Source organism: Methanobrevibacter olleyae, assembly GCF_900114585.1.
Taxonomy (GTDB): domain Archaea; phylum Methanobacteriota; class Methanobacteria; order Methanobacteriales; family Methanobacteriaceae; genus Methanobrevibacter; species Methanobrevibacter olleyae.
In genome coordinates, this window is sequence record NZ_FOTL01000001.1 from 16,732 (window position 1) to 40,473 (window position 23,742).

Annotated in this window: 18 protein-coding genes and 1 pseudogene; 5 read left to right on the forward strand and 14 right to left on the reverse strand. The window is 27.0% G+C overall.

Annotation, left to right across the window (positions count from 1 at the left end):
- Nucleotides 1–36 precede the first annotated feature (36 nt).
- Nucleotides 37–909, reverse strand: coding sequence for a UbiA family prenyltransferase (locus BM020_RS00065; RefSeq protein ID WP_067147586.1), 873 nt, complete (start codon nucleotides 907–909; stop codon nucleotides 37–39).
- A gap of 177 nt (nucleotides 910–1,086) precedes the next feature.
- Nucleotides 1,087–2,574 carry a glycosyltransferase gene (locus tag BM020_RS00070; RefSeq protein WP_200781232.1) on the reverse strand — a complete coding sequence of 496 codons (1,488 nt, stop codon included), beginning with the start codon at nucleotides 2,572–2,574 and terminating at the stop codon, nucleotides 1,087–1,089.
- Nucleotides 2,575–2,906: 332 nt separating this feature from the next.
- On the opposite strand from BM020_RS00070, the gene BM020_RS00075 reads away from it, so the two are divergent.
- Nucleotides 2,907–4,001, forward strand: a complete 1,095-nt coding sequence (locus BM020_RS00075; protein WP_074797810.1) for an inositol-3-phosphate synthase — start codon at nucleotides 2,907–2,909, stop codon at nucleotides 3,999–4,001.
- A gap of 482 nt (nucleotides 4,002–4,483) precedes the next feature.
- Nucleotides 4,484–6,214, forward strand: a complete 1,731-nt coding sequence (gene oadA, locus BM020_RS00080; RefSeq protein ID WP_067147591.1) for a sodium-extruding oxaloacetate decarboxylase subunit alpha — start codon at nucleotides 4,484–4,486, stop codon at nucleotides 6,212–6,214.
- 214 nt (nucleotides 6,215–6,428) lie between these two features.
- Here oadA and BM020_RS00085 read toward each other — a convergent pair whose 3' ends face one another.
- Complete coding sequence (locus BM020_RS00085) at nucleotides 6,429–7,037, reverse strand: hypothetical protein (protein WP_074797813.1); 609 nt, start codon at nucleotides 7,035–7,037, stop codon at nucleotides 6,429–6,431.
- A gap of 193 nt (nucleotides 7,038–7,230) precedes the next feature.
- Nucleotides 7,231–8,505, reverse strand: a complete 1,275-nt coding sequence (gene larC / locus BM020_RS00090) for a nickel pincer cofactor biosynthesis protein LarC (RefSeq protein WP_067147597.1) — start codon at nucleotides 8,503–8,505, stop codon at nucleotides 7,231–7,233.
- Between the two features lie 243 nt (nucleotides 8,506–8,748).
- Between larC and BM020_RS00095 the strand changes: the two genes are divergently transcribed.
- Nucleotides 8,749–9,951 (forward strand): phosphatidylglycerophosphatase A family protein, encoded by a 1,203-nt coding sequence (locus BM020_RS00095; RefSeq protein ID WP_082762154.1) that lies wholly within the window; start codon nucleotides 8,749–8,751, stop codon nucleotides 9,949–9,951.
- A gap of 34 nt (nucleotides 9,952–9,985) precedes the next feature.
- Complete coding sequence (gene cobS / locus BM020_RS00100; protein WP_067147600.1) at nucleotides 9,986–10,822, forward strand: adenosylcobinamide-GDP ribazoletransferase; 837 nt, start codon at nucleotides 9,986–9,988, stop codon at nucleotides 10,820–10,822.
- 537 nt (nucleotides 10,823–11,359) lie between these two features.
- Here the strand turns inward: cobS and BM020_RS00105 are convergent.
- The 5 genes and pseudogenes from BM020_RS00105 to BM020_RS09760 form a co-directional block, all read right to left on the reverse strand.
- Nucleotides 11,360–12,118: an ABC transporter ATP-binding protein gene (locus BM020_RS00105; protein ID WP_067147604.1), complete on the reverse strand. Its 759-nt coding sequence runs from the start codon at nucleotides 12,116–12,118 to the stop codon at nucleotides 11,360–11,362.
- An 8-nt stretch (nucleotides 12,119–12,126) separates the two neighbouring features.
- Nucleotides 12,127–13,173: a FecCD family ABC transporter permease gene (locus tag BM020_RS00110; protein ID WP_067147608.1), complete on the reverse strand. Its 1,047-nt coding sequence runs from the start codon at nucleotides 13,171–13,173 to the stop codon at nucleotides 12,127–12,129.
- The gene (locus tag BM020_RS00115; protein ID WP_158499601.1) at nucleotides 13,174–14,223 is read right to left on the reverse strand and encodes a methyltransferase; all 1,050 of its coding nucleotides are present in this window, start codon (nucleotides 14,221–14,223) and stop codon (nucleotides 13,174–13,176) included. It lies immediately after the preceding gene.
- A 21-nt stretch (nucleotides 14,224–14,244) separates the two neighbouring features.
- On the reverse strand, nucleotides 14,245–15,360 hold the full coding sequence (locus BM020_RS00120) for an ABC transporter substrate-binding protein (protein WP_074797817.1): 1,116 nt from the start codon (nucleotides 15,358–15,360) through the stop codon (nucleotides 14,245–14,247).
- Between the two features lie 247 nt (nucleotides 15,361–15,607).
- Nucleotides 15,608–16,293: pseudogene (locus tag BM020_RS09760) on the reverse strand (IS5/IS1182 family transposase); the annotation flags it as partial.
- A 189-nt stretch (nucleotides 16,294–16,482) separates the two neighbouring features.
- On the opposite strand from BM020_RS09760, the gene BM020_RS00125 reads away from it, so the two are divergent.
- Entirely contained in the window at nucleotides 16,483–17,040 is a 558-nt protein-coding gene (locus tag BM020_RS00125; protein WP_067147618.1) for a tRNA (cytidine(56)-2'-O)-methyltransferase, read from the forward strand.
- Between the two features lie 60 nt (nucleotides 17,041–17,100).
- On the opposite strand, the gene BM020_RS00130 is transcribed toward BM020_RS00125, so the two are convergent.
- The 5 genes from BM020_RS00130 to ppsA all read right to left on the reverse strand — a co-directional run bounded on the left by BM020_RS00130 (nucleotide 17,101) and on the right by ppsA (nucleotide 23,648).
- Nucleotides 17,101–18,222: a DUF763 domain-containing protein gene (locus tag BM020_RS00130; protein WP_067147621.1), complete on the reverse strand. Its 1,122-nt coding sequence runs from the start codon at nucleotides 18,220–18,222 to the stop codon at nucleotides 17,101–17,103.
- A 156-nt stretch (nucleotides 18,223–18,378) separates the two neighbouring features.
- Entirely contained in the window at nucleotides 18,379–18,879 is a 501-nt protein-coding gene (locus BM020_RS00135; protein ID WP_067147624.1) for a fumarate hydratase C-terminal domain-containing protein, read from the reverse strand.
- Nucleotides 18,880–19,339: 460 nt separating this feature from the next.
- Nucleotides 19,340–19,717 (reverse strand): hypothetical protein, encoded by a 378-nt coding sequence (locus BM020_RS00140; RefSeq protein WP_067147627.1) that lies wholly within the window; start codon nucleotides 19,715–19,717, stop codon nucleotides 19,340–19,342.
- Between the two features lie 293 nt (nucleotides 19,718–20,010).
- Nucleotides 20,011–21,177, reverse strand: a complete 1,167-nt coding sequence (gene mfnA / locus BM020_RS00145; RefSeq protein WP_074797821.1) for a tyrosine decarboxylase MfnA — start codon at nucleotides 21,175–21,177, stop codon at nucleotides 20,011–20,013.
- A 197-nt stretch (nucleotides 21,178–21,374) separates the two neighbouring features.
- Nucleotides 21,375–23,648 carry a phosphoenolpyruvate synthase gene (gene ppsA, locus BM020_RS00150; protein ID WP_067147633.1) on the reverse strand — a complete coding sequence of 758 codons (2,274 nt, stop codon included), beginning with the start codon at nucleotides 23,646–23,648 and terminating at the stop codon, nucleotides 21,375–21,377.
- Nucleotides 23,649–23,742: the final 94 nt, after the last annotated feature.

Consider the following 23,742-nt stretch of genomic DNA (forward strand, 5'->3'; position numbering starts at 1 on the left):
AAATATGATAACATTATTTAAAAACTATTCTAAAAACTATACAAAATTAAAAAAATTAAAAGATCCTACTACAAATGCTAGAAAACTAATTAACATAGCTATTTTTAGATTTTTAGAAACTTTTGTACATGTTTCTTCAGAAGGATTTAATTTTAAACTATATGCACTATATAAAAAAATGACTATTGGAATAATCATAATAATCATATAAGAAATATTAAAAATTTTAAAAATATAAAGAATGGGACAGATTAAAGTTGTAGCAACGATCAAAATAATTGATATAAATGAGGGAATTCTCTTGCCATATAAAATTGGAAAAGTTCTTGCACCCTCTAATTTATCACCTTCAATATCCTCCATATCTTTAACAATTTCACGAGCTAAAGTCATAAAAACAGCAAATAATCCTAAGTAAATTGAAATAAATAAAATATTTAATGACTCTGTAGCACAGGCTATGACAGTACCTGCAATAACAAAGCAGAAGCCTGTTAAAATAGCAACAGTAATATTTCCTAGTAAAGGCATCACTTTAAGGTTTTTTGCATATAAATACATTATAATTACTGCAGGAATAACAATTACAGAAGGCCAAATAGAATTTACCAAATAACTATCAATGATACTTAATATGATTCCAATTCCAAATAATAAATAAGAGTAATTTCTTGCATTTTTAAGACTAATTCTTCCTGATGGAATTGGACGATTAGGCTTGTTAATTTTATCTATTTTATAATCAAAAACATCATTAATAGTATTTCCTGCTCCAGTAGATACAAATACAATTAAAGCACAAAGTATTATAGCTAAATCATAATAATGACCAACAAACATCATCAAAATTACAGCAATAGCTGCCATAATTGCATTTCCTGGACGAATTATTTCTAAATAAGCATTCATATAATACCTCACTATTTTCCAATATAAACTATATAACTTTATAAGTATAAATTTATTTATTCTATCTATTATCTAAGTCATTGAATTAATCATTTTATTACTAAAGTCATTAAATTAATCTATCCATTATTAAAGTCAATGAATTAATCATTTTATTACTAAAGTCATTAAATTAATCTATCTATTATTAAAGTCATTTAACAAATCTGCGAATTTTTTTGCCATATTTTCCATAGAATAATCTTCAATATTAATATCTGAATTAAACTTAACTGTTCCGTTTTCAATAAATTCATTATACATGTTTAGTAAAACTTCTTTAGTTGATTCTAAATCAGAAACATGATACCCTACCTTTGTTTGATTGATTAAATCTTTTAAAGAACCTTCTTTATAACCAATAGATAAAACAGGTTTTTTTAATGCGAAGTATTCATAAATCTTACCTGGAATAAACATTTTTTCCTTTTCATTATCCCAAGATATTAATAAGAGAACATCACTATCCAATTGTCTTTTTAAAACTTCTTCATGAGATATTTTACCACCGATTTTAAGAATATTTAAAAGATTGTATTGGCTAGCTATTTCTTCTAAGTTAGTACTATCCCCATAAAATTCAATAGAGAATTTAGAGGAATCTAATTTATATTCATCTTCTAATTGACGAATAGCTTTAAATAAATTACTAGGATCTCTTTTTCCACCATATAATGATCCCGCATAAATAAATTTTAGTTTATCTGAAGAAGAATTTGAAAAATTTGAATTAAGCAAATTATCTTTATTAACTAATAAATCATCTAAATATTTAAAATCATCTTCATCATAACCAGATAAAATTGGAACTATTTTATTATTTGGATGTAAAGTTTTTAATGTTTTTGAAGCTAAATCTGTAGTAGTTGTTAAAATATCTGTATTTTCAAAGGTTTTTAACTCTAATCTCATCTCAAAATACTTTCTTATAAAAGTATGTGAAACATAAGGATTTAAATTCCAAAGATCCCTCAAATCAGCTATCCAAAAAATATCATATTTATCTTTTAAACCTTTTGCAACAGTGTGACATGTAATTGGCCATGAAGAACTTATAATCCCATAGATTTCTTCTTCTTCAATGATTTTAGAAGCCTCTTTAAATGCAGAATTATACCAATATTTCATAGCATCAGGATATGCAAAAACTTCACCAGCTATTGAAATAGCTTTAGAAACTATTGGATTAGAAAAAGATGTGGAATCTTTTAGTTTATCTTCCACATTACTATTTTTTAAATCTTCTTTAGATTCATATTTAAAATCATTTTTAAAATTATTATTATCACTATCACCATTACTATTACTATTACTATTACTATTACTATTACTATTACTATTACTATTACTATTACTATTACTATTACTATTACTATTACTATTACTATTTGAGTCAATAGACAGTTTAAATTTATTTAAAAAATGAGCAAACATATCTTCATAATCGGTGTAAATGATTCTGCAATTTAAATCATTATTTTCTTTAGGAATAAAACCTAAATCTGGAACTATTATAATAGGTTCCCATCCAAATTGAGGTAAATATTTTGCTAATGCTCTTAAACGTTTAGAGGCAATCTCATTTACCTGATTGAAATAAAATGCTATTAAGATAACTTTTTTCATTTAACCACCAACTAAGAAAAACTTAGCTAAATTTATAAATCTTATTTGATATGTTTTAAAAAGATTTATATAAACAATAAATAATATATTAAAATAATTATAAAATATATTTATACAACAATGTTTATATAAATTTTTAAAAATTATATTTTAAATAAAAAAAAAATATATTTAAAGTAAAAAAATTACATTTTAAGTAAAAAAAAAAAAAAAATATATTTAAATTAAAAATTACATTTTAAGTAAAAAATATATTTAAATATATTGATATAGATAACTTCTATAATATAACTTTTATAAAAATTTTTATTATTAAAATTACTGGTGAAAATATGAGTAAAATTAAAATAGCCGTTGTAGGAATTGGAAACTGTGCAAGCTCACTTATACAAGGAATTCATTATTATAAAGATAAAAACCCTAAAGATGCAATTGGTCTTATGCACTGGAAAATTGGTGAATGGGATCCAACAGATATTGAAGTAGTAGCTGCTTTTGATATTGATGAGCGAAAAGTAGGAAAAACTATTGATGAGGCTATTTTTGCAAAGCCTAATTGTACCACTATATTCCAAGCAGAAATCCCTAAAAGTGATGTGAAAGTTTGTATGGGACCTGTTTTAGATGGTGTAAGTGAACATATGACTGATTTTGAAGATGATTATACATTTAAAGTAGCAGATTGCAAACCAGTTGATGTGGTTGAAACCTTAAAAGAAAGTGGTGCGGAAATATTACTCAGTTATTTACCAGTTGGTTCTGAAGAAGCTGCAAGGTTCTATGCACAATGTGCTTTAGATGCAGGAATTGCTTATATTAACTGTATGCCAGTATTTATTGTAAGTGATTCAGAATGGGATGCGAAATTCAGAGAAAAGGGACTTCCAACAGTTGGTGATGATATTAAAGCACAAATTGGTGCAACTATTACTCACAGAACTTTAAGTAATTTATTTAAAGAAAGAGGAGTTAAGTTAGACCACACCTATCAAATTAATACCGGCGGAAATACTGACTTTATGAATATGCTAAATAGAAAACGTTTAGACTCTAAAAAAGAATCTAAAACTGAAGCAGTTCAATCAGTACTTGCAGAAAGAATGAATCCTAATGACATTCACATTGGCCCAAGTGATTATGTACCATGGCAAAAAGATAACAAAGTTTGTTTCTTAAGAATGGAAGGTAGAACATTTGGTGATGTGCCAATGGAAATTGAACTTAGATTAAGTGTGGAAGATTCACCAAACTCCGCAGGATGTGTAATTGATGCAATCCGTTGTTGTAAATTAGGCTTAGAAAGAGGAATTGGTGGACAATTAACATCCATTTCATCCTATGTTATGAAACACCCTCCAATACAATTTAATGATGATGAAGCAGCAGCAAATGTTGAAGCATTCATTAATGGAGAAATAGAACGTTAATTAGAATATTAAGAATTTATTTCTTAAGTTTTTAACTTTTCTACTTTTTAATATTTTAACTTTTTCATGATTTTTCTTATATTTTAAGTTATCTTTCTATTATATTTAATTATCTTTCTATTATTCTTACTTTTCTTCTATTAGACTATTTTTAATAATTTAAAAATTATTTAATCTTATTTTTATCATTAACTAAATTTATTTATCTATTAAAAAAATACTTAATCAAATCTGTTAAAAAAACACTTAATCAAATTAATAGAATTAGAATAAAATAGATAAGTATTATTAGTAGTTATAACAATAAATAGTAATATAATGTAAATTAATCTTATGTGTTTTATAAATGACATTATTTATAAAAATAAAAAAGTCATTTTTGTAAATTTTTTATAAATTTTTTATAAATCTTTTATAAATTTTTTTGAAATTTTTAAATCATATTTATTGAAAATATTTGAAAATTTTAGTGAGGTGTAAAGATGAAAGTAAAAATTACAGAGACCGCATTCAGAGATGCACACCAATCCCTTTTAGCAACTAGAATGAGAACTAGAGATATGCTGCCTATTGCTGAAGAAATGGATAAAGTTGGATATCATGCTATTGAAGCATGGGGTGGAGCTACCTTTGATACTTGTATAAGATTTCTAAACGAAGATCCATGGGAAAGATTAAGAATATTAAAAGAAAACTTTACTAAAACTCCATTACAAATGCTCCTTAGAGGTCAAAACCTATTAGGATACAAGCATTATGCTGATGACATTGTAACTAAATTTGTAGAAAAATCCTATGAAAGTGGTATTGACATTTTTAGAATTTTTGATGCAATGAACGATACAAGGAATATGGAACAATCTATTAAAGTAGCTAAAGCACAGGGAGCCCATGTTCAAGGAACTATCAGTTACACTATTAGTCCAGTGCATACTGTAGACAAATTTGTGGAATTTGCTAAAGAACTTGAAGCTTTAGAATGTGACTCAATAGCTATTAAAGATATGGCAGGGTTAATTAATCCAGCAACTGTTTACGAGTTAGTTATAAGATTAAAAGAAGAAACTGATTTATTAGTTAACTTACATTCACACTGTACCAGCGGTATTACTCCCATTAGTTATTATGCCGCTTGTCAAGCAGGAGTGGATATTTTAGATACTGCAATTTCACCTATCGCTTGGGGTACTTCCCAACCTCCAACAGAAAGTATTGTAGCATCATTACAAGGTACTGAATATGACACTGGTCTTGATTTAAAAGCATTAAACCAAATTAAAAAATACTTCGAAAGTCTTAGAGAAAAATACGAAGGATACATAGATCCAATTAGTGAAAGAATTGATACTGATGTATTAATGTACCAAATCCCTGGTGGAATGCTTTCTAACTTGATTTCACAATTAAAACAACAAAATGCATTAGACAGATACCAAGATGTATTAGAAGAAATGCCTCGTGTAAGAGAAGATATGGGATTCCCTCCTCTTGTAACTCCAACAAGCCAAATTGTTGGTATTCAAGCTGTAATGAATGTTATAAATGGAGAAAGATACAAAATCGTCTCTAACGAAGTTAAAGAATATATGAAAGGTAACTATGGACGTTCTCCAGCACCAATTAATCAAGAAATTGCTAAAAAAATCATTGGTGATGAAGAGCCTATTGAATGCAGACCTGCAGATTTAATAGAACCAGAATATGAAAAATTCAAAAAAGAAGGGGAAGAGTTAGGAATAATCAAAAAGGAAGAAGACATTCTTACTCTTGCAATGTTGCCTCCAGTTGCTAAACAGTTTTTAAAAGGTGAACTTGAAGAAGAACCATTCCCTGAGGCTCATAAAATTGGAGACTCTGGTGAAAGTGATTTTGGAGCCATTCCAACCGAATACTCTGTAGAAGTTGATGGAGATGTTTTTGATGTTAAAATCATGCCTACCGGATACTTACAAATCGAAGCGAATAAGGATGGAAACATAGGACCAATAACAGGTGCGCTTACTGCATCTATGCAGGGTATGGTACTTAAAATCAAAGTGAATACTGGAGATAAAATCCAAAAGGGCACTGTAGTTGCAGTTCTTGAGGCTATGAAAATGGAAAACGATATCTATGCTGAAGAAGACGGTATTGTAGAACAAATCTTCATAGAGGAAGGAGATACTGTAAATGCAGGAGACAACTTAATGTTGATTAAGCCTTTAGAGGAATAATGGTAATCATTTTACCATTTTTTTATTTTTTTTATTTTATTAAAATATTTTCAATCTCCCTACACCTTTTTAATCACTTAAAACCACTAAAACACAAATCGTTAATAAATTATTAGTTCCTTTCAATGAAATATTCAAGTTTAATAAAACTATTTCTTTAAATTTAAAATTAGAAAGAGCTGGAAAAAATAATAAAGAGAACTAAAATATAATATTATCCATTTCCAATTCCTAAAAAGAAATAATCATAAGTATTATCTAATGTATCTGGAGCCATCCAAGGATAAGTTTTAGCTAAATATTCTTTTATTTCATCACAACGTGTAATTACATCTGCTTTATTTGCAAATTTCTGAGATCTGAAATAATCATTTAAATCATCACTAATCTCACGAGATTCCTCATATAAGTACATTAAATGAGCTGTTGGAACATTAGGTAAAATATCATGAAGTATTTCAACAGGAATTAAATCAAAATGATTAGCAATTGCAAAATTAAAAATCACATTTAGCAATAAATCTTTTGTATCAAGAACAAAACGCTTTTGAATAGAATCTGCTTGTTCTTTAGAAATTACTCCATCTTTTAAAGCTCTGTCTACATCTGTTTCAACAACTATCTGAAAAGATTGATTATATTTACCTTGTTTTAATCGAATAGCAAATATGACCATAGAAATAATCGATAAAGAAGCACATATTAGAGAAATTATTTCTAATAAATCAGATTTAAGATAGAACTCATTATAAATCCATAAAACAATAGCTAACATGATAAAAAATCTTGAAATGAATGCTAAGTTTAAACTTGGAAGTTTCATATTTTCACATATAATAGTTATAATTAGTCCTATTTATAAATTTGGTAAAAATTATTAAATCTTAATTAGGTTTATTTATAAATCTAGTAAAAATTATTAAATCTTAATTAGCTTTATTTATAAATCTAGTAAAAACTATTAAATCTTAATTAGCTTTATTTATAAATTTGATTTATATAAAATTGATTATTTCCTACTGTCTATTATTCTCTAAAAAGTCACGAATCATTGTATTTGCAACATCTCGAACTTCAATTAAAGGAATATCTTGTTCTACAGATATTCTACGTAAATCTTCATATTCTGCCCTATGGGAAATTATTTCATCACCAATTAAACCTATTTTAAAGTTTATTGTATAAACATGATTCCCTACATTAATATCTAAAGGAACAAATTGCCTCTCAGCAACTCCCCTATGAGTATTTTCAGAAATTCTAATACCTAAAGTACCAGTCTCTTTAAATAAAATATTAACTAAATGATCAACTAAATTTGGCTTAGAAATAATCTTTATTAAATGCCCTGGCCTATTTTTCTTCATAGTAATAGGAACCATAGAAACATCAGAAGCTCCTTCGATTAATAATAAATCAAACAAGAACCCTAATTCCTCTCCAGACATATGGTCAATATTTGTTTCAATAACTGAAATTCTATGTTTTTCATTTGTCTCTTTTGACTTAATAACTCTTAATATATTTGGGAAATCAAAATCTTTTGAACCACAGCCATATGCAATTTCTTCAGGAGACAAGATCGGAGCAAATTCTAAAAATTCATCACAAAGTTCCATATATAAAGCACAGCCAGTAGGTGTTGCAAGTTCACTATTTATAGGACCTCCAATACATTTAGCTTCTCCTTTTGAAAAGTCTCCAAATTCATCATCACTTAATCCTTTAAGAATATCTATAGTTGCAGGAGCTGGAACTGGGATTATACCATGAGCAGTTTTAACTACTCCTCCACCTACTGCAATAGGAAGTCCAACTACCTTATCTTTATCCATACCTAAGTCATAATAAGCACAAATAGAACCTAAAACATCCGCAACTGCATCTGCAGCCCCAACTTCATGAAAATGAACCTCTTCAAGAGTTTTACCATGAACTTTTGATTCAGAAATAGCTATTCTCTTAAATACCAATTTAGCCCTTTCAACCATTTCATCAGTTAAATTTTCAATATCTGCAAATTTTAAAAGGTCAATTTTTTCTATAAACTCTGGAAAATGAATGTGATGATTGTGTTCATGCTCTTCATTAATAGTTTTTACATTACAAAATGTAGCATCAATTCCAGCTTTATTTACTTTAGTTAAAGATACTTTCACCTCACCAAAGTCAATTGCTACATCTTCCATAAGATTTTTTATTTTTTCACCATCAGCTCCTAAATCTACTAGAGCTCCAATAATCATATTCCCAGAAATTCCTGCATTCTGAGGATCTATAATATAAGCCATAAAATTACTTCCTTAAGTTTTAAAAAATCATAATAAATATTAATAAAAATGAAAAGTTATTTATATTAAATTTTCTAATAATATCTGAACTAATATATATAATTACAATTAAATAATATTTGTTATAAAAATATATCTATTAAAATATTTTAATCGATTAAGAATTATAAAAGTCAATTAGAAATAAAAATTCAAAAAAGATTAATATTGTATAATAATTAAAATTTAAAAAAGAGGAATCTGATGGCTAAAAAAAATAAAAACATTAAAGAAATCAAAAGCATCAAAAATAAATTATTAAATGGGGAATTGATAAAAAATGAAGATGTTTTGTATATTAATAATCCAAATTATTTTTTAACATTCAGCGATTTAGAAATTAGTGATGGAATCGATATAATTGAAAATATTATGGTTCTATCAGATGATTATATAAGCTTTAATAGGCAAAATGAAGATGAAACATTAACAGATGTTGAATTGATGGAAATTACTGAAGAGTATAAAGAAAATAAAGCTATTGATGGAGGGTATATTTGCCAAAGCTTTGATAAAATAGACTATATAATTAATTCTTACAATGACATAACTGTTATTACAGTAATTTCTAATGATCTTGAAGTTCAAGAATTCTTTAATGAATTAAAAGTAGTAAATAGTTGGAAAGGATTTAACAATGCAAAGGTTGATTTTGGACAAATAATCCTATTAAACCATGCATTTAGTCCAAAATTACTTATACAGCTTTATAAAACAGCTATTAAACAAAAAACTAAATTCTTTGAATCTCTTCATCTGCCAATACATATAAACAATATTTTAAATAATGAAGATTTCTTAGTTATTGCATCCAATCTTCCAGAAGAAACTTTAAACCAAGATTATATTATGGAAATTGGTTTAGATATAACCAATATGGAATATGAAGATGATAATATAGATTTAGATGAATTTATTGAAAGAATTGAAGATGCAGTTGTTATAAGCTGTGAAGATGCATTAGAAAAGATTAATTTAAAAATGGGAATATTAGATTATCTAGTTAGCAAAGGTATTCTTATTGGAGATTTAATTGAAGTGGGAACAAGCCTTTTAGAAGATGTAGAAGCAAGTGATGAATTAAAAGAAAAATTAGAAAACCAACTACTTAAATCAATAAGTGATAGAAACATTAACGCTCTTTTAATGGGAGCTATTAGAATGGAAGAAGACATCCAAAAAGGAAGAGTTCGTGAAATAAGCTTAAATGAAAAACTAATTCATTTCTATCCAGATGAACTTATTGGTGCTACAATTGCTAATCAAATAGCTGGAACAAAAGCTATATTAAACTTTAGAAGATATTCTAAAAATAAACCTGGAATATTATATGGATTAGGACCAATTTTGTCAAATACTTTTGCTGGTTTAATTGCAGGCTCCATAACCAAGACACTTGAAGAATGAAATTATTAAATAATAGATTGGCAGATTTGATGATATGAAAGAAAAGAACAATGATGATTATTTTGAAAAACAAAATCCTTCTATCCTACGTTCAATAGGGGGATTATTAACTTTTTCAACAATCCTACCTTTAAATATTTACACAACAATTGATGAAATGGCAAAAATTACTTGGTTTTGGCCAATTATAAATGGAATTATAGGGCTAATAGCTACAATTATTGCTTTTATATTAATAGAATACATACATTTTGATGCATTATTGATAGCCACCATAGTTTATGGATTTTTATTAATTATTAATGGATTTAACCATTTTGATGGGCTGATGGACTTTGGTGATGGGATAATGGTTCATGGAAGTCCTGAAAAAAAATTAAGTACTATGAAAGACCCTATGACTGGTGTTGGTGGAATAGTTAGTGGATTTATAGTAGGAACCATTACAATTGCATCATATTGTTCTCTGATTGATTATGCATATGCAATTAACTTAGATTTAATTTTATTAATTATAGTTGCAGAAATTTCTGCTAAAATAGGATTAACAACTTGTTGTATAAGTTCTAACCCATCAGAGGATGGGATTGGAAAATACTTCATTAAGTATATGAACTTTAAAAATTATGTTTTTGGATTAATTATTTCCTTTTTAATTTCTCTATTACTTAGTTCAACTATAGGATTCCAAATAGGTATTATGGGTATTATTGGTGGAGCATTTGGTGGTGCTTTAACTTCATTAATTGCAAACAAACATCTTAAAATTGCAAATGGAGATGTTCTTGGAACTTCTAATGAATTAGCTAGGCTTTTCTCATTACTAGCAATGTTAATTGTAATTTCAACAAGTTTTACTACCTTAATCTAATCAAACAGATTTTAAACAGTTTTAATACCTAATTTAATACTAAAAATAGTATTTTAAGAAAGTTAGTGCTTATAAATTGAAAAAATATTAAAAAATGATTATATAGACTCCCAGATTTTTCACATTTTTACAGGCTTTTGTAGGTCTGTTTTTGTGGTTTAACCTTGTAATGTGATGATTCAGCTAAAACAACATTTAAATATACTGTTCTTTTTATCGTGTGTATATTTGTGTATATTTCACATGTTGAGTCCATCTTCAGATATGGAAGTCTTCTATTTTGCCTCTTATTTGGTTTTTATTTTTACTATGAAAAATCATAGGATATTGAAAACATAGAAAATAATAACAAAAAATACCCTAATTTTTAAAAAAAATCTAGGATTCTAATTTATTTTAATAATCATATAATTTCTTTGCAATTTCATTTAATATAAAAAAACAAAAAATAGCAAAATTAGATAAATTTCTAAAAGTGCAAAGATATAGCTTATCAAAATAAAATATAAGAAAAAATATATATTAAATTAAAAAATATTAATAAGGCTTTGGAATAACTGTTTTAATGCCATTTATGTCTTTAACATAAGCATCTATACCATATACTTCTTTTATAGTGTTAACATTAATAATATCTTCACCACCACAACTAAAAACCTTTCCATCTTTTAGTAGTATAAATTTATTAGAATATCTTAATGCTAAATTTATATCATGTAAGACAATTATTGGAGTTATTTTTTTATCTTTTGCTATTGTTTTAAGTAAATTCATTACATCATATTGATTTTTTAAATCCAAGTCACTTGTAGGTTCATCAAGAAGAAGAATTTCAGGATCTTGAACAAGTGCACGAGCTAAAACAACTTTTTGTAACTCCCCTCCACTAAGTTCATTAATATATCTTAATGCATATGAGTTTATATTTAATAATTTCATCATATTTTTTGTTATTTCAATATCTTTTTCTGATACATTCCATGTTATATATGGTCGTCTGCCTAATAAAATAGCATCAAAAACAGTTGACCTTTCAACTGAAAATTTTTGTGGTACATAAGCAATTTTCTGTGCTATTTTAAAGTTGTCAATATTTTTAATATCTTCATCATTTAAAGAAATAGAACCACTTTCATAATTTAATATTTTATTTATACATTTTAAAAGTGTAGATTTTCCAGATCCGTTAATTCCTAAAATAGAAACAAAATCTCCCTCTTCAACTGTAAAATCTATTCCTTTTAATATTTTCATATCTTTATACGAAAACTCCATATTATTAACTGATAAAAGCATATAATCACTTAATACCTCATTTTTATAATTATATAAAGAAACATAGGGGCTCCCATAAATGCAGTTATTATACCTACAGGTAAAATAATTGGTGCTAGAATTAATCTTGATAATGTATCTGAGATTAATAAAATCAAAGCCCCTAATAGTCCTGATGATGGAATTAAAAATCTATGGTCATTACCAAGAATTCGTCTCATAATATGTGGAGCTATTAATCCTACAAATCCAATAACCCCTAAAAAAGCAACAGTTAATGCAGATGTGAAAGAAGATAATAATAAACCAATTAATCGAATTTTTTCAGTGTTAATTCCAAAACTTTTAGCAGTAGTCTCTCCTGCAGAAAGACTATTATAATCCCAAGAATGATAAATAAAATAACTTATACTTGGAATAAGTATTATCAACATAATCCAAAAATCATTCCAAACAGCCCTACTAACATCCCCAAATGTCCAAAATATAGTTGCAGCAACTTGAGTATCACTAGCAAAATACTGTAAAAACATAGTTCCTGCTGAAAATAATGCACTCATTGCAACTCCAGCAAGTATCATTACTTCAGGAGCTAAATTTCGAATTTTAGAAATTATAATTATTGCAACAACACCAATCAAAGCACCTAAAAAAGCAAAAAACACTGTTAAATAAGGATTATTTAATATTACAGCATCTGCTTGAGAACTATACAATGTTCCTGCACCTAAAATAATTATAGAAAATGATGCTCCAAAAGCAGCACCCTGTGAAATACCCATTGTATAAGGACTTGCAAGAGGATTTCTAAGTACACATTGCAGTATTGTACCCTCAACACCCATAAAAATTCCTGCAACAATAGCAACAACAATTCTTGATATTCTAATATTCCAAATTATTGATGAATCCTTTGTATCAAAAAAAATAGATAATACTATCTCTTTAAAACTTAAATTAGTAGCACCGACTTTTATTGAAAATAGAGATACTATTAATAATAATATAAATAAAATCAAAATGATTATAAATTTTCTATTTATATAGTCTTGGTATGATTCAGTACTTAATTTCAACTATCTCACTTTTTTTGCAATTATTATTTTATCTTCAGCTGTTGTTCCAAAAGAGGCATTATGATGATTAATTGGGAATATATCTAAAATATCAAAGCCAAGATTTTCTAAATTTTTTAAATAGGAATCATAAGATAAATCATTTTTAAATGTATATCTTATTTTTCCTTTATTCGATTTATCAAAGTTTGTAAAATTCCATTCTAAATTATTTAAAATATCATCTAAATTTAACTCTTTTTTAGTTGGAAAATATTGTTTATTTATAAAAAGTCCATTTATGTTTAATGAATTATATATTTTTTCTGCAATTTTTGCATTTTTTCCACCAGGATTATAGGAAGAGAATATTATATCATAAGAACCTTCTAAATCATCTTCATAGAAATTTCCAGGAATCAGAATTATATCTGAATTATATTTATCACAAAAATTTTTAGTTTCAGTCAATACATCTGGAAAGTCAAACACAAATGCTTTTAAATTTGGATTTAATTTTTTAAATCCAATAGCATACAAACCATGTCCTCCTCCAATATCTAATAATGTTTTAGAATTTTTAAATTCAACATAGTTTTTAACTATATTTAAAGTTTCTTGCAACTCTCCAGATACTGCATCCTCAGCCATTGCTTTAATAATAAATTTAAAAAAATTTTCATCCTGCTTTATTTCTTTAGAATGCAAAATATTCTCTAAGTCATTCCAATATGCCAAAGGTTGATTTAAAGATTTTATTATTGTTTTTCTTTGGAAATGAGAATTTGAGTTTAGATAAATATTAGAAATCTCTTTATTCTTGTAATTTCCATTATTTTCCTCAATTAATCCTAATTTAACTAAAGATTCTAAAATATAGTAAAATACATCATAGTCTATTGAAAACTTATTAGAAAGTTCTAAACAACTATGTTCTTTTTCTAAAACATCAAATAAACCCATATTCACTGATGCTTTTATAATATTAAATACTTTAATTCCTTTTGTTGCAAAATTTAAAATTCTTTCAAATTCTAAAACAGAAATTGAAGGTTCTTCCATTATATCCATAAACATCATCCAAAGATTAAATTAAATTGTTGTCGCTTCAAATGCATTATAATGAGATATTATATTTTTTGCAGTCTCTCCACCATTTTCTCCATTGAATTTAATGAATATTTCCTCAGTTTTTTTATCTACATCAACATCCTTAAATTCATCAGGATATAAAATTTTACCAACATAATAAGAATTTGCAAACATTTCTTCCTTATTATAGCTATATAAACAGTAAGTTAATAAATTATAAACTTTTTTATTCTTTATAGCACTTATGTTTTTATAATCTGGGTTTTTAGAAATATCATCTTTAATAACTTGATTACTTGCACCTTCAATAAAAATATAATCAGGATCCCATTTAATTAATTGTTCTTTATCTATTTGAATCGCATGTAGAGTTGCATTGTCCCCACCAACTCCACTTACAACATTTGTAGCATTTAAATGCATGAAAGAAGGGTAATAAGGATTAGTAGAAGTTATACTATGAACACCATAAAATGCTTGTCCTGCAACATATACTTTTTTATCTTTATTAGCATTATTAGTTCTATCTTTAAGATCCTTTTCAATTTCATCCATATAATCAATTAATTCTTTAGCTCTATCTTCTTTGGATAAAACTTTCCCCATCATAGTTAATGATTTTTTATATTTTTCCATTTGTTCCTCTGTTCCAACAGATCCAACATAGCTAACAATTGTTGGAATACCTGTTTTATTTTGAATTAAGTTAGCTTGTTCTGGAGTTCCTGCAAATACAACATCTGGTTTAAGACTTGATAGCTTTTCATAATCAACAGTATCTGTTTTTGCATTACCAATTATTGGTAATTTCATTAAATCTTCATTAGATTTCATATATGGTAACTCATTACCCCAAGCGCCTTGAGAATTAGATTCTATCTGTTCAATTCCCACAATTTTATCTTCTGCATCAAGATAAACAATCTCTCTTGCACTACATCCAACACCTACAACTTTTTCCACATTAGCAGGAACATTAACTGTTCTTCCAGCCATGTCTTCTACTGATATCATTCCATTTGAACTTTCATTAGAGTTATCATTATAATTAAATGCTAAAATAGCAATTATAGCAATGACAACAACAATACCAACATATAATATTTTTTTATCCATTTTGACACCTATAAAATAACAATATTTTAAAAGTATTACTTAAATAACTAAAAATAGCAAATTAGTAATACAAAAAAGTATTTAAATAATACTTTTATTATTTAAAGTTATTTTTTTATTACTATTTAAATATTATTAAAAATATTTAGGGTTTTGAATTTTTTAGTTTTCTGAAAGTTTTTATGGTTTTAAATTGTCTTTTGGAAAAATAAAAAGAAGAATCTCTATTTATTAAGTATTATTTTATATAAGTCCAATATCCATTCAAAGAGCAAATATCTCTTCTTTTCTTGATTATTCCTATTTTTTTAAAAGTTTTCTAAAATCCCTTCAAAAAAGTTTTGCATTGATTAAAACTCCATGAATGGATTAAAATACAAATCAGATTTATAGAATCCTAATCCATTTACGGTTGTTGCTTTAAATCCAATACAATAACCTTTAGATGATGAATAGCTCCATTTTTGATATTTAATTTTTGAAGATGTTCTTTAGTCTTTTTATTTCTATGAAAATTAATATCTAAGTCCATTAGAGTCTCATCCAACAATGAAAATCTTTTTTTCATCTTCTTTTTATCATATTTCTTGAGTTTAGGATTCTGTTTAAAGATTTTAAAAGTTTTTTTAGAGTTTATTCTTTATTAAAAAATTTTATAAAACTTAATTTAGAGTTAAAAGTTCTGAAAATATTAAAATGTTTTTAGGAGATATTTTTTAAATTTAAATTCATTTTATAATAAAATGAAATCTTAAATCTGAAGATCATTACTTATAAAAATGATTAAAAGTAAATATTGTTCTATTTAAATTTTTAAATCCATAAGATACTAATATCATTTTTTAGATTTTTCTAGAATCCAATAATTTTAAATATTTCTTTTAACAAAGTATAATTTGGGCCTTCAATATCTAAATTTAATCTATGCTTCATTATTATCATAAATAATATATTTATAAAGTATTTTATTTAAATTTAACTATATTTAAGACCTATTTTTTTATATAACCAAAAATACAATTGTATTTTTAGAAATAAAACTAATTTTTTACGATAATGAATAAAAATACAGAAAATTCAAACCCCCTAAAATTATTATATTATTAAAAGAAGAGTGAAAAAATGAATATTAATGTTTTAAGATTAGATCATAGAATTGGAAGAGATACTCGTATTACAACACATGTATGTTTAACTGCAAGGGCTTTTGGAGCAAGTAAAGTATGGTTAGCTGGAGAAGAAGACCATAGCATGATGAAAAGTGTTAAAGACATTGCAAACAGGTGGGGAGGAGACTTTGAAATAGAGTATAATAACTCTTACATGGAAGTAATAATGAACTGGAGAGAAAATGGAGGAAAAATAGTTCATTTAACTATGTATGGTTCTCAAGCTCATGAAATTGTAGATGAAGTTCGTGAAACTGGTGAGGATATATTAATCATTGTTGGTGGAGCAAAGGTATCTACAAAAGTTTATAAAAATGCTGATTGGAATGTTTCTGTAACTACACAACCTCATTCTGAGGTTGCAGCACTTGCTATTTTCCAACATTTATTAATGGATGGAAAAGAATTTGATTTAGAATTTGAAAATCCTGTATTTGAAGTTATTCCAACAGCTCATGGAAAAAATGTAAATATTCATGATGAAAATAGGAAAATCCATAAAGAAGAGTAATTATTATTTATACCTATTAAAAAATAATAATTTTTAAGCTTTATTTTTCAATTTTTAAACCTAAGAAATAAAATCATCTAATCGTTTTAAAGCTTTCATTTTATCATATTTATCTAATTTTGCTTGATAAAGAGCATCTTTTACAGTAGATATAGAATTATCATAAGTATCCCTATCAACAGGATAGGGAAAGCCATCTTTACCTCCATGACTAAAAGAATATTTAACAGGATCTCTCCAACTAGCAGGTTCACCAAATACTAAATCTGAAATTAATGCCAAAGCTCTTATCTTTTTTGGGCCAATACCTTGAAGTAGAATCAACTCTTCATAATTTTTAGGCTGAATTTCCCATGCATTTTTTAAAACTTCAAATTCTTTATCAGATAAATCCATATCTAAAACTTGATGATGTGGAGCTAAAGTGAGAGAATTTGTTTCATTAATGCTAAAATCAGTTAAAAGAAGTTGATTAGAATCTTTCCTTTTAAAATAATTTCTTAGGTGGGATGGATTATCGTTAATTAAATCAACCCCAATTTTTTGAGCTTCAACACTTTCTTCTGAAGCCATATTCAATGCTTCATTTTCTTTTTTATCACAAGATATTCCATTATGTGGGTCTTCTAAGAAACTATCTACATTTTCTCCCATCCAATGATAACGTCTTGCATATTTTGTACTAGTATTCATCCCTTGTTGTACAACTGCCCAATCTCCTTTTTCAGTGATAAAGAAATTGTGAACATATAATGTATAGCCATCTTGAATACATGAATTATCCACCTTCGCAGATAGTTTACTTGAATTAATCATATCAACTATATTAGAATTTTTTAGATTAAATATCTCTCCAGCAAACTCTATTCCTTGAGGAGTTTTACGAGAAGCCGAACCTTTACCACCAGATATATAAACTCCATGCTTTTCAGGGTCAATTGAGGATTTTAATGCTCCGAGAGTTGTTGTAGTTGTACCTGAAGAATGCCAATCAAAACCTAGTACACATGAAAATGCTTGAAACCAGTAGGGATTAGATATACGGTTTAAAAACTCATTAGGGCCATATTCATCAATGACAACTTCTGAAATTGCACCAGATAATTTAGCCATTCTATCAAATAACCATCTTGGTGTATGTCCTCCATGTAATGGTAAATTAGTAGTACCTCTTCGTTGCATTAGAATACTCCTAAAAATAGTTTAAAAATAATCTCTTAAAAATAGTTTACAAATAATAATATCTTAAAAATAGTATATAAAATTTAAAAGAGCATTTGAAAAATAATGATAGAACAATAAGAAGAATAAAAGAAATAAAAAAATGGCAATGATTAATTATAAAAATTCACCATGTGCAATAGCTACAATACCTGGAATGTCTTTAACTTCTAATTCAAAAAAAGCTTCCATACCTTCTTTTTCATAAGCTACACACTTTTTAGAGATTATATTATTTGTTAAAAGTGCTGCTAGCGGAGGGGTAACAATAAAAATAGAATTATATTCTTTTAAACTTTTTTTAGTTTCACAAGATAAAGAGCCTTTACCTATATGAAATTTAACTCCTGCTTTAGATAATGTTGGAATTGATGATTCAATTTCTGCTTTATTACTTGTAGTTGGAGCAATACCTGCAACACTAAATGCTGTATGCATAATAGCCATGCCTTTAAAATCAAAAGGATACCTATCAATATCCTCATTTTCTATAGATTTAACTAATTTTGGTAAAGCTGCATCTCTGCCACAATACATTAAACCTGAAAGAGATATTTTATCTCCAACTTTTAAATCATTTATTACATCATCACTAATAGGAGTTTGTATTTTTTTCATATAATTAAATATTTTTTTTAGAATTTATAAAATTTTCCAAGCATGTGAAAAATAATAATTGTCTAAAAGTGAAAATCTGCTAAAAAATTAAATATGTTTTAATTAAAAGTATGATTGATTAAATAATAAGTATTAGTAAAAACTAATAGAATTATAATATAAAATTTTAATATAATTAGAGCATATTCTAATTAATAATTTATGTACAGCTAATACTATAGATAAGGAGGTGTAAAAATTAAAAAATATTAAAAATTAAAAAAATAAAGAGAATAGAATAAAAAAATAATAAAAATTAAAACTAAAAAAGAATTAAAAATAGAATTAAAAATAAAATTAAAAATAAAATTAAAAAAGAATTAAAAAAGAATTAAAAAATAGAATTAAAAAAAATAAAAATAGAATTAAAAAAAAGAATTAAAAAATAGAATTAAAAAAAATAAAAATAGAATAATAAAAATTATTCTAAATTACCATCAACAACACCAAGTTCTTCTTGATCTTCATCATAAGAAGAACCTATAAGTTTTCCAGATGACTTATCATATTGGCGGAAACCACCATCTTTGTAAGTGACTTCACGGAATTGGCCTTCACCATTTTGATGATTAAATTTAACTATTTCACTTACAATATCACTACCACCATCTGAAGAGCTACTTGAACTAGAACTATCAGAAGATGTAATTTTGTCTACTTTATTAGCTATTTTATGAAAAGTACCAGAGTCACCATCATCACTAAGATCTGCAATCTCATCTACAAATGTATATGCAAAAGCACCACCTACAACAAATACTGCTAAAACAATACCTAAAATTAAAACAGAACTTTTCATATTATCACCTCTTTTAATCTTTCATTTATTTTATTTGCTATGATTATTAAAATACTTTTCTATTTTTCTAAAAATAAATAAATTTTAAAAAAGGATTAAAAGTGATAAAAAAACTTCAATAATAGCAATATAAGCCCCATAATAAAATAAATGAAAATCATATGGTTAAATATGAAATATTCTTATATTAATCTCGTAAGCTAAAAAATAAGAAAATTTTAATTTATATAAAATAAATAAAAATAGAACAAAACAGGCAGGAAAAAAATTAGAAAAAAATGAAAATAGATCAATTAAATAGACCTAGATATCTCATCCAAATCATTAATAAACTCAATTAGATGTTCTTTTTTAATATGATTCATTAAAATAATCCTAATTGCCTTAGGGTAAGAAGAACAAGATATTTTCCAATTTCTATCTTCAAGCAATCTTGCTAATTCACCAGTTTCTAAATTCGGATGATTAAAGACAATTATATTTAATTTAGGTTCAACAATCAAATCATAACCTAATTTTTTAATATTTTCTGCTAAAAAATGAGTTTTTTCTAAAGCTATTTCAGCATGCTTTCTATAGCCTTCCCTACCTAAGTAACTCATTACAGCATAGGTTGCAGCTGCTGAAGCACCTAAACGAGTACCAACAATAGTAGATTGATTTTTAATAGTTAAATAAGGAGAATCAACAGACATTGCATCTAAAAAGGATTGATTCCTGAATAAAATACATCCTGAAGGAATAGGTGAGAGTCCCATTTTATGAGGATCTATAGTAATAGATTTAACACCTTCAATTGAAAAGTCAAAGTTTGGTAAATCATAGCCCTTTTCTTTTAAGAAAGGAATAGAAAAGCCACCAAATGCAGCGTCTACATGTAGGTGAATATCATTTTGGGTAGCAATTTTAGATAAATTTTCAATTGAATCAATCATTCCTAATTCAGTAGTACCTGCAATACCAACGATAGCTACAGTATTATCATTAATATTTTCTTTAACTAAATCAGTATTAATGGAATAATTTTCATCCAAAGCTATATGAATTAATTTTAAATTAAGCATATCTGCCGCTTTTTTAAAAGAAAAATGAGCAGATTTAGAAACTATAATTTCACCATTTTTAATCCCTTTACTGCCTCTTGCAATATTTCTTGCAGATCTAATTGCCATGATATTTGCTTCTGTACCACCTGTAACAATATGACCTACAGGATTTTCTATTGATAAAAAAGAACCAATCATTTTTAAAGCTTTATTTTCAATTAATTTAGTTCCTTTAAAGAGACCTGGATCCCCTAAATTAGAATCAATAAATTTAAAAAAGGCTTCTTTTGCAATAGGATGGGCCTCTGTACACATAGAACCTAAAATTCTACCATCAGAATATTTACAATCCATTGCTTGAAATTTATCTAATTGATTAAAAATATCATCATGGGATTTTGGTTTTTCATTCATAAAGATTACCTTAAAATTAAAATAAATATTCTATTTTTTAAATACTGTCCAATAAACATTAACCTAAAGAGATAATTAGGAAAAATAAATTAAAAATAAGCTAAGTTAATTAAAATAATATTAAAAAAATAAAAATAATTTAAAAATAAAAAATAAAGATTTAAAAGAATAAACTTTTAAATCAAAGCAATTTAGAATTATAATTGCTTTCTTGCCACATCAAGCACAATTTTCTTTTCAGCTCTTGCAACAGTTTTTCTTACTTCTTCTACAGCATCGATATTAGAAGAAACACTAGTGATTCCGAATTTAACAAGTTTTTCTACAATATGAGGTACACTACCTGCTTGGCCACAGATACTACAAGCTACACCTGCTGCTGCACAATGTTTGATAGTTCTTTCAATTAATGCCATTACTGCAGGGTGTTCTTCACTGTAGTGTTTTGCTACATATTCATTGTTACGATCAACTGCAAGTGTGTATTGAGTTAAGTCATTAGTTCCAAGACTTACAAAATCAATTCCTTCTGCAATGTAATCATCAATGATGATAGCTGCTGATGGAACTTCAACCATCATACCAAATTCAACATCAACTTGAGGTACTAAACCTACTTCTGCACATAATTCTTTTGCTCTTCTAAGTTCAGATGGATGTTGAGATAATGGAATCATAATTCCAATATTTTGATATCCTTTATCATGAAGCTTTTTAATTGCCTTAAATTCTGCTTTTAAGATTTCAGGTTCATCTAATTCTCTTCTGATACCTCTCCAACCAAGCATTGGGTTGTGTTCTCTTGGTTCATTTTCCCCACCTTTAAGGGTAATAAATTCATCAGTTGGAGCATCAAGAGTTCTGTACCATACTTTTTTTGGATAGAATTCATCAGCTACTTTTAAAACACTTTCAGCAATCACATTTACTAATTTATCTTCTTCACCATCAAGGATGAATTTTTTAGGGTGAATACCAGTAGATAACATCATATGTTCTGTTCTAAGTAAACCTACACCATCAGCACCAGTAGCTGCTGCTTTAGAAGCTGCTTCAGCCATACTTACATTAGCTTTAACTTCAGTAACAGTAATTAAAGGAGTTGCAGATACCTGTACTGCACTAGCACTAGTCTCTTCAGATTCAGCACCTTTGATGATTCCTTTATATACTAAACCTTTTTTACCATCTGCAGTTACTTCATCATTTTCTTTTAAGCTAGTAGTTGCATCCCCAGTACCTACTACACAAGGAATTCCTAATTCTCTTGAGATAATAGCTGCATGGCAGGTTACTCCACCTTCATCAGTTACAATACCGGTAGCTCTTTTCATAGCAGGTACCATATCAGGAGTAGTCATGGTAGTTACCATTACATCTCCATCTTGAACTTTATCAAGCTCATCAAGACTTAAGATAACTTTTACAGTACCAGACGCTAAACCTGGACTTGCTCCAAGACCTTTAATCAATACTTCCAAATCCACTTCTTCAGAAGATTCCTTTTCTCCATCCCCTAATGTAGTGATTGGTCTAGATTGTAATAAGAATAATTCCCCATCATGGAAAGCCCATTCAGTATCTTGTGGCTTACCGTAGTGACCTTCTACTCTTTTAGCCATTTCAACAAGTTCTATTAATTCTTCATCAGATAAAACTCTTTCATTTCTTAATTCTTCAGGAACTTCTACTTGAATAGAGGTTCCACCTTCTTCATTAGTGAACATAGTTTTCTTATCACTAATTTTAACATTTAGAATTTCATTGTTTTCTTTTGCTACAGCATAGTTATCAGGAGTAACAGACCCACTAACAACAGATTCACCAAGTCCCCAAGATCCTTCAATTAATGCAATATTTTCACCAGTAGATGGATTTACAGTAAACATTACACCTGCTTTATCAGAATCAACCATTTGTTGAACTACTACTGCAATATAAACTTGAGAATGTTCAAAGTTATTTTCTTCCCTATAGAAAATAGCTCTTGCCTCAAATAAAGAAGCCCAACATTTTCTTACATATTCAATTACATTTTTTAAACCTTGAACATGTAAAAAAGTATCTTGCTGACCTGCAAATGATGCCTCTGGTAAATCTTCAGCAGTAGCAGAAGAACGAATAGCTACATCTGCTTCTTCTTCTCCAACTCTTTGAGATAATTGATTATAAGCTTCAATAATATAAGTAGAAATATCTTCAGGTATAGGAGTTTCAATGATAATTTCTTTAATTTCCTCAGCAGCTTCTTGAAGCTCTTTAGTGTTATTAATATCCACTTGGTCTAAAATATCCATAACACTATTAAAAATCCCAGTATCTCTCATAAACTTATCATAAGTTTTAGAGGTTACAACAAAACCTGGAGGAACAGAAATACCTGCTTGGGTTAACTCACCTAAATTAGCGCCTTTTCCACCAGCAATACCTAAATCATCTTTGCTTAAATCTTCAAACTTTTTAACATACATTGTTCTTCACCCTTAAATAAACACATTTTTTAAACAATTTACACTAAAATTGAATGATAATAATGTTTGGATATAAATAAATTCCAAATAAATA